The organism is Oscillatoria sp. FACHB-1407, assembly GCF_014697545.1.
Lineage (GTDB): Bacteria > Cyanobacteriota > Cyanobacteriia > Elainellales > Elainellaceae > FACHB-1407.
Genome location: NZ_JACJSA010000002.1, coordinates 123420 through 137503 on the forward strand (window position 1 = coordinate 123420; position 14084 = coordinate 137503).

Below are 14084 nucleotides of genomic sequence, written 5' to 3' on the forward strand. Positions count from 1 at the left end.
GAAATGGAGTGGTCACAACGCGCACAGCCATGTGTACGTTGATTCAGTACAGGTACTGCAAAGGGGCACTGTCGCCTGCGTGGGATTCCACCCCTGCACCCCATCCTAACCAACCTCTCAGTTGCCACAGGTAATTTATTACACCTGAAATGTTAGCGTTATTCGTGAATTTCGGGATTCAACAAGTTATATTGATGACTCGTTTAAATGAATCTATAACTGCCACTATCCTTCGTTGAAAAACCAGGTAGACCTGAGTGGGTAAGGATTTTGGGTGATGCGGTTTGCCATCCCAAACCCTCGGCACACATAGCCTTAGACAAAACAAACGATATAAAACGAACACCATAAATCACTCAATCCTGATTCTTGAGAAAAATCTTGGAATTCCTACAATCGCTTCCGGAGCTAATCTTAAGCCCTAGAAGAATTTACATAGACAAACTGGGCTTCATTAAATTAGCTATTTACAGCAGGCGAGTTTATATCGGTGTGAAGGTCTTTTAGAGTGATGCTTCCACGCAGCCCAGGTCGAAGCAAACCGCTCACTAGAGCTTGTAGGGAGGATGTGAAATGGTGGTAGCAGCATCTCCATCTGTATTAGATGGTGTTGGAAGCATGAAACTGGCAATCTCGCAGGAGGGATTGCGATCGCTATTGAGTCAAGTTGAAGCAGAGCTTCATCGCAGTGAGGCATACCAAGCCGCATTGAGCAACTTGCAACACGAGGGTACAGATGTATTGAATGGTTCTCAGGCACTCAAAATTGTTGGTAGAGAAGCCATTCGGTTAGCCTTACGCTATCTGGCAAAGCACTATTCCACCCACTCAGCCAGTGCTTTAGAGACGGCTACACCAGCCATGCGGAGCAACTCCCCCGATGGGGAAGTCACCAGACGCACCGTAGAGTCAACGACTCAGCCTGAGGCTTCAGCCCAACCCTCCGCGTTGATAACCGACAATCATCGGGTTATGGCGACTGCTGTGGTGGCAAATCAGCCCATCAAAGAAACGGTTCAACCCACAAGGGCTCATTTGGCGCGGGTCGAACCGCGTGTGATTGTGTCTCAAACGAAAAAGACAGGACGGGTGGAAGCTGCCCCCAGTCCTGCGGCGCAAAAACGAGCGACTGTTTTGCGGCAAATCGGATTAGAACTGGGGCATATGCGCCAACAAAAGGGAATATCGCTCGATCGCTTGCATACCCAGACCTGGGTGCCGATTCATCTGATCCGGGCACTGGAATCGGGGGATGTCGATCACTTGCCTGAAGACATCTATGTCCGTGGCTTTATTCGTCGCATTGCAGATGCTCTGGGTTTAGATGGGGCAAGCATGGCAAATTCTTTGATGGTGCTCGAACAGCCAAAGACCATCGTGCCATCATGGCAACAGCGATCGCCCGAACCGCCTACACTCCGTCCGGTACACCTTTACCTCAGTTACGCTGCTTTGATGGCGGGTGCGTTAGGTGGGTTAGCCTGGATGTCTAATGAAACAGGTTCAACATCGTTGAGTACCCCTGTCGTGCCGGATATGCAGCCACAGCCCATTCCAGAAGCTGTGCAATCAGTCACTCCGGTCGGTGGGGCTGTTTCAGGAACCGCTTCCCCCACGACTCAACGAGAAGGGGCGATCGCGAATCCAGAAGTCATTCCTCCTGAAACCTCAAGAACCGATAGTAATCGGTAGTCATCATTAGAAATCAATTGGGAGGCGATGATTCTCGTTTTGAGAACCTGCACTACATCGTGTGGGTGATTCCCAAAGCAAATTGATTGCAAAAGAGTCTGATTAGCGTCTGTATTGTTAAATATGGTTTAATATTTTGACCTAGCCTTGGGTAAACTTGAGGTTATAGCAATGCTAAGTTCTTCAGTGAGTTTTCGCAGGATGGACAACGTTACGAAGTTAACCTTGCCGTATCCGTAGTTCTCCTAGCTTTTTCATCAAAAGCAAAGTTAGTGCGATAATCTAAACAGTAAGGTGGAGATCCTGAAGTCACTGTTTTTAGCATTGTGATAGTCTTAGTTTTTCGCCAGCGAGGTCGTAGCCTATCTACTCTGAGTGAGCTATTGGGCAGCTAAAGTAACGTTAGCTACTCTCGATCCGACCGGGCACCTTCTCATTGACTCAGAGTTCGACGCGATGACTCCATGCAAGATCGGTACAACCCACGAGACAATAGAGACAACTCTCTAATTCGCTCAGCTCCCTTCTTTGAAGGGTTGCCTGAGACGGTTGTGGAGAAGGCGACTTCTCACGTTGTCACTCGCAGCCACCCTCCTAACCAGGTCATTTTGCTTGAAAATGACTGGGGAAGTTCCGTTTACTTCATTTTGGAGGGGTGGGTCAAGATTCGGACTTACAACTTAGACGGCAAGGAAGTCACCCTTAATATTCTGGGTAAGGGTGAGGTTTTTGGTGAGATGGCTCCTCTGGATGAGGTGCCTCGCTCTACTGACGTGATTACGCTGGCTCCGACGATCATCGGTAATATGCCAGCCCAAGACTTTGTGCAGTTGATTAACACCGAGCCGCAAGCTGGAATTCGACTGGCTCAATTCATGGCACGACGGCTGAGGCAGGTCAATCGTCGCTTGCGCTTGCGAGAATCTGACAGTATGTCTCGTGTGGCAGATATTCTGTTGTTTTTGGCAGAAGGGCAGGGCAAGAAGAGTGCTGAAGGAATTGAAATCCCAAACCTGCCGCACCGAGAGTTGAGTAGTTTGAGCGGACTGGCACGGGAGACGGTAACGCGAGTGCTCAGTAAGCTAGAACGCAAAGGGCTAATCGTGCGCGATCGCGAGATTTTGCGGATTCCCGATATGCACGCGCTGGAACGACTGTTGGTTTAGGGCTTAGGAGAGACATAGGAGAGACGCCATGCATGGCGTCTCTCCTATGCCGTGTTTCTTAATAACCACAAGCCACTGTAGGTCATCCCCGAATTGTCGGGTTGCACGAGTAAAAAGTGCATTCCTTGAGTTGCTTCTTGCCGTTGCCGAAAGGTCTGAGCAGCCGCGATCGCCTCTTTGTCCTCAAAAGTAGCTATAACCCAGCGATCGACTAACCCTGCCTCCAGGATCAGCCCATCGGGAGCACCGGGAATGTATTGCAGTGCTACGGGGTTAACCTCTTGCAGCCAGCGAGCTAGGCGCATGGATTGCCGTCCCCCATCAATCACCACACCCGGAATGGGCAGGTTCGAGGCAAGTTGCAGCGACATCGGCAGCAGGTCAGTCGGCATAGAGCGGATGGGAATGGGTTTGTCGGCAAAAGCAAGTTCTAGATCTCCAGCGGCGATCGCCGCAAATCGCCATTGTTCTCCCCACAATTGTTCTGGTAGGGGTAGGGGTGGGGGTTGCTCTAGCTTGACTGGCTCATAAGGTTGCCCGGTGTAGTGGGGCAAGGTGCGGTAGTGGTCTGCCCGTTCCTGTAGCAGTTGTTTGAGGGCTGTGGTGTGGCGAGTTGGCTCTACGACGATCCCCAGAGGCTGAGCGGCAGTTTCAAGCAGGCTCAACGCCTGTGGACGAAAGACCTGCAATCGAGTGGGGGGGGTCTTGGTTGTGCTGATCCATTGTTGCAACTGGTGGGTCAGCCAGGTGGCATTTGCCTGCGATTGAGGACACCAGGCAAACTCGGCAAAGGGGAAATTGCTCGCTTGGGAGAACTGCCCTGCATCGCACACGACCAGCTCCCAAAGCGGATTACCTGCCTCATCTTGAACGGGACGTCGATAAAAGTCAGCCTGCCAGGTAGTCATAAGGGAAAAAAGAAAAAAGAAAAAAGAAGAGGAAAAATGAAGGATGAAGGCTAAAGGATAAAGGCTAAGAGGGAAGAGGGAAAAAAGAAGAGGGAAAAAGAAGGAAGAAGGCTAAGGATCGTGAGTCGGATAAAATCGCCAAATTGTTGTTAGGGGCGTGGCATTTGGCAAACAATCTGGCAACTTCGGCAGAGATTTCTACCCAAATGCCGCGCCCGTACAAAATATCATCTAATTTAATTTCTATTCCTAAGAGAAAGAGGGAAGAGGGAGGGTAAGCAAGGATAAGAAATGATTGATCATTCTTTTTTCTCTTTTCTTTCTTCATTCTTTCTTCGATTTGTCACGAAAAATTGCAGAAAGGTCAGGTTAACCACGACTTGGCATTCTCTAAGCGAGGATGGAGGTAGAGTTTCACTGGCTAAAGGATATGGGATCAATTTGCAGTGATGATTGTAACTGTGATACGTCCCCAATGCCGTAATAAGATAGAATCTTGACTTTTTTGGGTCTCTATGTTCCTTGGTCATGGTGTAAGTTGTCTGTGGGCAAGGGGTTGAACTCCCCGTTTAAGGCTCAAGCTAGAGACTCAGGCTGCCCAATGTCGCATCTACACGACCTCTCTGCTACAGGTGCTAATTTTTATGAGTGCTTCAATCCGTTTTCTGATGTGTGCTCCCGACCATTACGACGTGGATTACGTGATTAATCCGTGGATGGAGGGAAACATTCACAAGTCCTCTCGCGATCGCGCCGTAGACCAGTGGCGATCGCTCTACCACATCCTCAAAGATCAGGCTCTGGTTGACCTGATCACCCCGCAAAAAGGGGTGCCGGATATGGTGTTTACTGCCAATGCTGGATTAGTACTCGGCGATAGTGTGGTGCTCAGCCGCTTCTACCATAAGGAACGTCAGGGTGAAGAGCCGTTCTTTAAGGAGTGGTTTTTGAGTCAGGGTTACACGGTGCATGAGCTACCGAAGGATCTGCCGTTTGAGGGGGCAGGAGATGCATTGCTCGATCGCGAGGGACGGTGGTTGTGGGCAGGATATGGCTTCCGCTCAGAACTGGATTCGCACCCCTATTTAGCCAAGTGGTTGGATATTGAAGTGCTGTCGCTGCGGCTGATGGACGAACGGTTCTATCACCTCGACACCTGTTTTTGTCCGTTGACGGATGGCTATTTGCTCTACTACCCACCTGCATTTGATGCCTACTCCAATCGGTTGATTGAGATGCGCGTGCCAGAGCACAAACGCATTGTGGTGGAAGAACCGGATGCGATGAATTTTGCCTGCAATGCGGTCAATGTTGATCGCACCGTGATCATGAATCAGACGGGTGAGGATCTGAAACGTCGCCTGGATGCCGTGGGCTTTAAGGTGATTCAAACGCCGTTGAATGAGTTTATCAAAGCCGGGGGTGCGGCGAAGTGCCTGACTCTGCGGGTGACAGAGCCAATTCAGCCAGAGGTACACGCGATCGCCGCAGTTGAGAGCCGCACGATTCAGCTAGAGGGGCATTTGATCGACTCCGGCACGATGAACCGGGCATTAGATGCCGTTGTGGAAGGCGGTGGCAGCTTCCAGATTCTCAATTTCAAGCTGGGTGAACAGCGGCAAAGCACATCAACGGCTGAGATTCGCGTGACGGCTCCATCCCATGATGTGATGGAAAAAATCATGTCCCAACTGATCGACATTGGGGCAGTGGCATTGCCACAGGAGGTCTGCGATAACCCACTCGAAGTTGTGACACAGGACGGAGTGGCTCCCGATGACTTCTACGTAACCACGATCTACCCAACTGAGGTGCGGGTCGAGTGTCAGTGGGTGCGTGTGCAAGATCAACGGATGGATGGGGCGATCGTCGTTTCGCGTAGCCCCAGTGGACCTGTAGCACATTGTAAGTTGTTGCGTGATTTGCGAGTGGGCGATCGCGTCGTGGTCGGGGTAGAAGGTATTCGCACCGTCCGCAAGACCGAAGCTCGCGATCAACGAGGTGCCCAAGAGTTCAGCTTTATGGGTTCGGGTGTGTCCAGCGAACGCCGAGTCGAACTGGTGGTCGAGCAAATCGCCTGGGAATTGCGCCGCATCCGGGATCAGGGGGGTAAAGTCGCGGTTGTGGCTGGACCTGTGGTGATTCACACGGGTGGTGGCGAGCATCTGTCAAGCTTGATTCGCGAGGGCTATGTGCAGGCTCTACTAGGAGGTAATGCGATCGCCGTTCACGATATCGAGCAGGCGTTAATGGGCACCTCCCTCGGCATGGATATGAAGCGAGGCGTGTCTGTGCGCGGTGGGCACCGTCATCACCTCAAGGCGATCAATACTATCCGTCGTTGTGGCAGCATCGCCAACGCCGTGGAACAGGGTGTGCTCACCAGTGGCATCTTCTATGAGTGTGTGAAGAAGGGCGTTCCCTTCTCGCTGGCAGGCTCCATTCGCGATGATGGACCTTTGCCCGACACCCGGATGGATTTGCTGGAGGCGCAAGCCGAGTATGCCAAGCTGATTGAGGGAGCCGACATGATTTTGATGCTCTCCTCGATGTTGCACTCCATCGGCGTCGGTAACATGACTCCGGCAGGCGTTAAGCTGGTGTGCGTTGACATCAACCCCGCCGTTGTCACCAAACTGAGCGATCGCGGCTCTGTAGAGTCCGTCGGCGTTGTGACTGACGTGGGCTTGTTCCTCAGCCTGTTAGTGCAACAGTTGTCGAAGCTCACCAGTCCCTATCAGACGTTGCAGTTGGTGTAGTTTGAGAAGGATAAAGGATGATAGGTGGAGTGGGAGAAGGTGGTCAATGGTCAATGGTCAATGGTCAATGGTCAGTGGTTGATGGTCAATGGTCAGTGGTCAATGGTTAATGGTCAGTCCTGAAACATGATCAACGATTGACAAATGACAAATGACGAATGACTAACTAACCAGTACCTCTTCTACTTTTTATCCTTCATCGTTTATCCTTTGTGATTAACATTGCAACGATTCTGCAAACGCAAGCTGAGGTTAGACCAGGGGCGATCGCCATTCATGATCTCCGTTCTGGTCAGAGCCTCAGCTTTGCGGCGTTGGAGGAGTTATCGAGTCGTGCCGCAGCCTTACTGGAGCGATCGGGGTTGCGATCGGGTGATGCGATATTGATTTTTGTGCCGATGTCAGCCCAACTTTATGTGGCGTTGATGGCGGTGTTTCGACTGGGGATGGTGGCGATGTTTGTTGACCCCTCCGCTGGACGAGAGCATCTGGAACGCTGTTGTGCACTCCTGCCGCCCAAGGCTCTAATTGCAACGGACAAAGCGCATTTGCTGCGGTTGCGATCGCTTGCTTTACGTCAGATTCCAATTAAGTTTGGGGTGGGCTTCCCTGTGCCGGGAGCCATTTCCTGGTCACGGATTAAACAAGTCCCCCTGCTCAAGAAAATTTCCCCTTGCGAAGCCGATACACCTGCTCTGGTGACCTTTACGAGTGGCAGCACCGGACAGCCCAAAGCAGCGTTGAGAACGCATGGGTTTCTCTTAGCGCAACACAAAGCATTGGCTCACAGTTTAAGTCTGACACCCGATACGGTTGATCTGACCACACTACCGATTTTTGTATTGGCAAATCTCGCTTCCGGGGTCACTAGCCTGATTCCTGCTGTGGATCTGCGGTTTCCGGGTCGGGTCAACCCAACCCGTCTAATAGCACAGATTCAACGCTATCAACCGATTAGCACAGCGGCTTCTCCGGCATTGCTGGGGCGATTAACCGATTATTGTCAGCAACGGGGGCTAACACTACCCAGCTTTCAACGCATTTTTAGCGGGGGTGCCCCTGTCTTTCCTCGGTTGCTGGAGCAGTTACAGGCGATCGCCCCTGACGCTCAAGTATCTGCTGTCTATGGCTCTACCGAAGCAGAGCCGATCGCCCACGTTGATTTTCAGGAACTCCAAACCGACGATGTCACCTTCATGTTAAATGGACGAGGTTTGCTGGTCGGAGTTCCCGTGCCAGAGGTGCAGTTACGAATTCTGCCAAACCAGTGGGGAACGCCGTTGGGGCACTTCACCAACACTGAGTTTGACGCGCTTTGTCTACCCATTGGGGCGATCGGTGAGATTGTAGTCAGTGGGGAGCATGTGTTGGCGAGTTATCTGCATGGCAAAGGCAACGAGGAAACCAAGTTTCAAGTAGACGGAATGCCCTGGCACCGAACTGGCGATGCGGGCTATCTGGATCAGCAGAACCGTCTCTGGTTGATGGGGCGATGTAGTGCCCGGATTCAAGATGCTTGCGGGGAACTGTATCCCTTTGCGGTGGAGACAGCCGCGAGTTATGTGACCGGGGTTCGCCGTACCGCTATGACTGCCTTTGAAGGGAAACGGGTTCTGGCGATCGAACTGGCTCCCAATGCTCCTGTGAATACGTTGGATGCGCTCAAAACCACCCTTGTCTGGGCACAGATTCACACTTACAAGCTCTATCCCAAAATCCCGGTAGATAAACGTCACAACGCTAAAATTGATTACCCAGCGTTGCACCGTCTGTTGCAGAATACTCTGAGCAAGTAAAGCAGTAGTTAGGTTTATGTTGGTACGCAAACTAAATGAGTGTGAAGAGTTTATTGCGGGTGATAACACCCTGTTGCGAGAGCTATTGCATCCCGATAAGCAACCGTTGGAGTTGCGCTATAGCCTTGCCCACGCGATCGTCTTGCCAGGAGATACCTCCACTGCTCATTCCCTAACTACCTCGGAGGTTTATTACATTCTCAGTGGCGTTGGCGAAATGCACATTGATGGGGAAACGCGACGGGTTGAAGTGGGGGATGCAATTTACATTCCCCCCAATGCCAAACAGTTCATCCACAATTGCGGTACAGAACCGCTGGTCTTTATCTGTATCGTCGATCCAGCGTGGCGCAAGGAAGATGAAACGGTGTATTCCTGAGGGTTAGGACTCATTGGGCTGTTGAATAACGGTCAATCCTGCATGAATACCACTCTATCCATCTCTCAATAAGCTATCTATGGAAGGAAATTTAGTTAATCCTGTTACACATTCTTGTGTCCAGAAGACACCTAAATGTATTTTCAGATACAGAATAACAACCCTAAGAATTGAATCATCTTTATCATTCCTTAATTCTAAGTATCAACTTTTCTACGGGGAGCTTCGTGCTCACGAACCAATATTCCCCTGGATAAAGAAAAACTAGCCACAACGACTACTGACGATGTCTAACCTTCTACTTCGCAAAAAGAAAAGAAATAGGGGCTTGCAAGCTCGCCTCAATAATTCAGATGCGGGCTTATTGGGTAAGCTCAAAGCGGTTAAATTCTTGTCTCCCACCTGGCAAGCGTGTATTCCTCTAACGGCTTTTGTTGTCGTTATTACTACCTTCTCGGCTGCCTATGCTCAAGATGCTCCTCCTACCATTGAGGAAGTTGCAGCAGGGCTGAAGGTTGGTATGGATACCATGTGGGTCATGATTGCTGCGTTTTTGGTGTTCTTCATGAACGCCGGATTCGGCATGTTAGAAACTGGTTTCTGTCGCCAAAAGAACGCGGTTAACGTTCTCTCGAAGAACCTGATCGTGTTTGCTCTGTCTACCATTGCATTCTGGGCGATTGGTTTCGGTTTGATGTTTGCTGACGGTAATCCCTTTGTTGGTACAGGTGGATTTTTCCTGACTGGAGCCGACAATAGCCCTGCTACAGGTGATGACTATCAGGGCATCTTTAGCTCCCTCAACTGGACGGGTGTACCTCTGGCTGCCAAGTTCTTCTTCCAGTTAGTGTTTGCTGGAACTGCGGCAACTATCGTGTCGGGTGCAGTTGCAGAGCGGATTAAATTCGTTGACTTCTTGATCTTCAGCTTGTTGCTGGTTGGCATTGCTTACCCCATTACCGGACACTGGATCTGGGGTGGTGGCTGGCTTTATGGCTTCGGCTTCTGGGATTTTGCAGGTTCTACCGTGGTTCACGCGGTTGGCGGTTGGGCTGCCCTGATGGGTGCGGCTTTCCTTGGCCCTCGTTTGGGCAAATACAACGACAATGGCACTGCCAATGCGTTGCCCGGTCACAACATGAGTATCGCTACGCTGGGTGCGTTGATTCTCTGGTTGGGTTGGTTTGGATTTAACCCCGGTTCCACAATGGCGGCTGATCCTGTTGCCATTTCTCACATCGCATTGACGACCAATACTGCGGCTGCATTTGGCGGTGTTGCGGCAACCATTACGGCTTGGGTTGCATTAGGCAAGCCTGACCTGTCGATGATCATCAACGGTATTCTGGCAGGTCTGGTAGCGGTGACTGCTCCCTGTGCCTATGTGAGTGTTCCATCTTCAGCCATCATTGGGGCGATCGGTGGAATTTTGGTGGTCTTCGCGGTTGGTTTCTTTGACAAACTCAAGATTGATGACCCTGTCGGTGCAATCTCCGTTCACCTCGTTAACGGTGTTTGGGGAACTCTGGCAGTGGGTCTGTTTGCTCAGGGTGATGCCTTCTATGCAGGTGGTCCTGTTGGTCTGTTTTTTGGTAACCCTGGTCAACTCTGGATTCAGTTCGTTGGTACCATCTCAGTTGGTGGAATGATCGTTCTGCTTTCCAGCATCTTCTGGATCATTCTGAAGTCCACTCTGGGTATCCGAGTGACCGCAGAAGAAGAACTGTTGGGCTTGGATATCGGCGAACACGGCATGGAAGCCTATGCTGGTATGGCGAAAGATGCGACTGGAGCACCTGTTGGGGTTCCTACGTCTGGTACTTCCTCTGGTGGTGTAACCAGCAGCAGCACCCTGTAAGGGCGATCGCTTGCAGGTTTCATTCAACCTGAAATGATTTCTAAATAAGTCTGAAAGGCATCTGCAACAAGTGCGCAGATGCCTTTTCGTTTTCAGGTGGTGTGATGGGGCGAAGGTGAGGCAGAAAGCCTCCCCAGCATCAGGATTTGCGCCACTATCGTTGTCCTAAGTACAACTCATCGTAAATAAGGGTGGAATCCCTGGCTGGGGGCACCGCCCCACACCGCCCTGGTTTTATTTCCAAACCCTATCTGTGAATAGCAGTACTAAGCTTTCTGACCAAAGCTATAAATCGCTTTAAGAAAGGGCTTGAAAGCTGCCTTCTCGAGTGCGAATACGAATTGCCTGATCGACGGATGAGACAAAGATTCTGCCATCTCCAATATTGCCAGTTTGAGCCGCAGCAATAATCTGCTCAATCACGTTATCGACCTGGTTGTCTTCGACAATAATCTCGATTCTGGTCTTGGTAAGAAACTCGGTTTGAAAAGTAGCCCCCCGATAGATTTGGGTTTGTCCTCGTTGTTTGCCAAATCCTTTGACTTCTGTGACGGTCATTCCTCCGATGCCGATGCTGACTAATGCATTTTTAACCGCGTCTAGTTTGAAGGGTTGAATGATGGCTTCTATTTTTTTCATGGCTTTGAGTCGGGTTTTGAAAATCAAACTGTATTTTTGATTACAAAATTATTACAGGTCAATAGATGTTTTGTTGCCCATCTGATGACTAAAATTTCGCATTGAAGCTGAATGATTTTTCTCCATAGCTTTGGTCAGAAAGCTTAAGGCAAAGGTAATAGCTCAAGCCCTGATGCTGGGAAAGCTTGCTGACTCGCCTCTGCCCCATCGAATGTGGCTACGGCTATAAAGCTTCTACGTAAAATTGCGTAAGTAATAGATATGTTTCGATACTATTTTTAGTATCCCTTCATAGAGCTGATTACGGTTTAGTCACAACCTGTAAAACGTAACTTTTACTACAGAATAGCCCCGGTAAAATTGGTGCAATTCAAATCTAATCCTGTTGATTTAACAGGTTTTAATTGTGGAAGGGAAACATACGTGTTAAGAAAAGCTTTGATAATTGGGGCGATCGCCCTTTGGCTACTCAGTGGTCCCCTGATGGGCAATGCCTTTGCCCAAGATGCAGCAGAGCCTCCCGCTCCTGACACAGGTGATACCGCTTTTATGCTGGTCTGCGCTGCGTTGGTGTTATTAATGACACCAGGGCTGGCTTTTTTCTATGGTGGGTTTGTGCGATCGCGCAATGTGCTCAACACCATGATGATGAGCTTTGTGCTCATGGGCATTGTCGGGGTTACCTGGGTTTTGTGGGGTTATAGCCTCGCCTTTGCACCGGGTACTTCGTTTATCGGTGGCTTGCAATGGCTGTTTTTAAATGGGGTTGGGTATGAGACAACCGATTATCTGGTGGGTTCCGCCCCCGAAGAGGTGGTTTCTTATGCGACTACCATTCCCCATCAGGCGTTCATGATCTATCAGGCGATGTTTGCCATTATTACGCCTGCTCTGATTTCAGGGGCGATCGTTGAGCGGATGAACTTCCGGGCTTATGTGCTTTTTGTCCTGCTGTGGTCAACCTTTGTATACGCCCCCATGGCGCACATGGTCTGGAGTAAAGGTGGGTTCCTTGGCTTGTATGGAGGGATGGGTGCCCTCGATTTTGCCGGAGGAACGGTCGTCCACATTATTTCTGCGGTTTCTGGGGTCGTGGCGGTTATGGTGCTGGGTCCACGTCGCAGCTATCCTAACCAACCGTCGGCACCCCACAATGTTCCCTTTATTCTGTTAGGTGCTGGGCTGCTCTGGTTTGGTTGGTTTGGCTTCAACGCAGGCAGTGCATTAGCAGCAGGGCCGCTGGCAACGGTGGCGTTTGTTTCGACGAATACTGCGGCGGCAGCGGCTGTTTTAACCTGGCTGATTTTGGAGCAGGTGCTACGTGGTAAACCGACGGCAGTTGGTGCGGCGACGGGTGCTGTTGTGGGGTTGGTGGCAGTCACGCCTGCCGCAGGGTTTGTCAATCCCATTGGTGCGCTGTTAATCGGAAGTATTGCTGCCGTTTGTTGTTTTTATGCCGTTAGCCTCAAAGCAAAATTGGGCTTTGATGACTCGCTGGATGTTTTCCCGGTTCATGGGGTAGGCGGAACGACGGGTGCCATCTTAACGGGGATTTTTGCAACCACAACTGTCAACGAATTTGGCAAGGATGGGTTGCTGTTTGGCAATCCTGGGCAGTTGGTGATTCAAATCCTGGCGGTGCTGATCGCCTATGTATTTGCGGCGATCGCCACCTTTATCATTCTCAAAATTCTGGATGTCACCGTTGGGTTACGAGTTGCTCCTGAGGTTGAGAATCAAGGACTGGATGTCTTTGAGCATGGTGAAGAGGCTTACAGTGAGCAGATTGCAGCTGGAGTTGGTCTGATCGGTGCTCCACCAGATATGACTGGACCCTCGGCAGAGTTGCGTTAGCGATTCGCTTGAGTTGAGTGATGAAGCGTGGCTCAGATGAGCTACGCTTTTTTCATGATTGCCTACTTGTTTGAGCAGTGCTCTTCCTGCTAGGTTGTTTACCAAACATTGGGTAAATCTGATGGGCGATCGCCATTCCAGATTGTTTGTCAGTCTCGCAAAATCTCGGTCACAGTTTCCCCATTTGCGGGTCTTGCCGGGCTGGGTCTTTTTATCGCTGACCGCGAACGGGTTTTTGCTGGCATTAGTGATGTTGTCGGTGTTGAGAATTTATAGTCTCTCATTGACGAAACCTGCCACTGCCTCGGCTGCGCAACCTCGGCATTCGATTGAGCCAGAGTTGTTAGTGACGCAACTGGGACCGAGGCATCAGTTGACTTATGATCAGTGGGTTGAGTTGCTGGCACAAGAAGCCAGAGTTGTAGCAACGACCCAACCCCCCCGACTCACGATTTTGGCGGGTGACTCCCTCAGCCTGTGGTTTCCCAATCAGTTGTTGTCGAGCGATCGCACCTGGCTGAATCAGGGTATCTCTGGCGAAACCTCTGCGGGGTTGCTCAAGCGATTAACCGTATTTGATGAGACTCGCCCGGAAACCGTCTTCGTCATGATTGGCATCAATGACTTGATTCGGGGCTTTGATGACCAGCAGATTCTCGACAACTACCAGCAGATTATTCGTCACCTCAATGCCACCCACCCCCGGAGTCAAATCGTTGTGCAGTCCATTCTGCCTCATGCGGCTAGTCTAGCCACCTGGGAAGGACGCGATCGCCTTTTGCGGGTGCCCAATCAGCGGATTCAACGGTTGAACGAAGAACTGGCGGCGATCGCCCGTGAAGAGGGTGTTTACTTTCTCGACCTTTATCCACTTTTTGCCAACGCTCAGGGCAATTTGAGAATCGACCTCAGCACCGATGGCTTACACCTGAATGCTCAAGGGTATTTGGTCTGGCGCACCGCGTTAGAGTTATATAGCAACGTGGAATTGAGCCAGGAATAGAGATAGCGGATTAGGAAATTGGAGGCGGGT

The 14084-nt window shown here is 50.6% G+C and carries 10 protein-coding genes; 8 read left to right on the plus strand and 2 right to left on the minus strand.

Going from position 1 to position 14084, the window contains the following annotated elements; all coding sequences use genetic code 11:
• Nucleotides 1–573: 573 nt before the first annotated feature.
• Nucleotides 574–1692 (plus strand): helix-turn-helix domain-containing protein, encoded by a 1119-nt coding sequence (locus H6G89_RS03750; RefSeq protein ID WP_190503951.1) that lies wholly within the window; start codon nucleotides 574–576, stop codon nucleotides 1690–1692.
• Between the two features lie 464 nt (nucleotides 1693–2156).
• Nucleotides 2157–2858 carry a Crp/Fnr family transcriptional regulator gene (locus tag H6G89_RS03755; protein ID WP_190503952.1) on the plus strand — a complete coding sequence of 234 codons (702 nt, stop codon included), beginning with the start codon at nucleotides 2157–2159 and terminating at the stop codon, nucleotides 2856–2858.
• Nucleotides 2859–2902: 44 nt separating this feature from the next.
• On the opposite strand, the gene H6G89_RS03760 is transcribed toward H6G89_RS03755, so the two are convergent.
• On the minus strand, nucleotides 2903–3766 hold the full coding sequence (locus tag H6G89_RS03760) for a Tab2/Atab2 family RNA-binding protein (protein ID WP_190503953.1): 864 nt from the start codon (nucleotides 3764–3766) through the stop codon (nucleotides 2903–2905).
• 644 nt (nucleotides 3767–4410) lie between these two features.
• Here H6G89_RS03760 and argZ point away from each other — a divergent pair.
• The 4 genes from argZ to H6G89_RS03780 all read left to right on the plus strand — a co-directional run bounded on the left by argZ (nucleotide 4411) and on the right by H6G89_RS03780 (nucleotide 10558).
• A complete protein-coding gene (gene argZ / locus H6G89_RS03765) occupies nucleotides 4411–6525 on the plus strand; it encodes a bifunctional arginine dihydrolase/ornithine cyclodeaminase (protein WP_190503954.1) in 2115 nt (704 codons plus the stop codon).
• 212 nt (nucleotides 6526–6737) lie between these two features.
• Nucleotides 6738–8321, plus strand: a complete 1584-nt coding sequence (locus H6G89_RS03770) for an AMP-binding protein (protein WP_309229563.1) — start codon at nucleotides 6738–6740, stop codon at nucleotides 8319–8321.
• Between the two features lie 16 nt (nucleotides 8322–8337).
• Complete coding sequence (locus H6G89_RS03775) at nucleotides 8338–8700, plus strand: cupin domain-containing protein (protein ID WP_190503955.1); 363 nt, start codon at nucleotides 8338–8340, stop codon at nucleotides 8698–8700.
• Between the two features lie 286 nt (nucleotides 8701–8986).
• Entirely contained in the window at nucleotides 8987–10558 is a 1572-nt protein-coding gene (locus H6G89_RS03780) for an ammonium transporter (protein ID WP_190503956.1), read from the plus strand.
• A gap of 297 nt (nucleotides 10559–10855) precedes the next feature.
• Here H6G89_RS03780 and H6G89_RS03785 read toward each other — a convergent pair whose 3' ends face one another.
• Nucleotides 10856–11197 (minus strand): P-II family nitrogen regulator, encoded by a 342-nt coding sequence (locus H6G89_RS03785; protein WP_190503957.1) that lies wholly within the window; start codon nucleotides 11195–11197, stop codon nucleotides 10856–10858.
• A gap of 423 nt (nucleotides 11198–11620) precedes the next feature.
• On the opposite strand from H6G89_RS03785, the gene H6G89_RS03790 reads away from it, so the two are divergent.
• Complete coding sequence (locus H6G89_RS03790; RefSeq protein ID WP_309229564.1) at nucleotides 11621–13051, plus strand: ammonium transporter; 1431 nt, start codon at nucleotides 11621–11623, stop codon at nucleotides 13049–13051.
• Between the two features lie 70 nt (nucleotides 13052–13121).
• Complete coding sequence (locus tag H6G89_RS03795) at nucleotides 13122–14054, plus strand: SGNH/GDSL hydrolase family protein (RefSeq protein ID WP_242059814.1); 933 nt, start codon at nucleotides 13122–13124, stop codon at nucleotides 14052–14054.
• Nucleotides 14055–14084 lie beyond the last annotated feature (30 nt).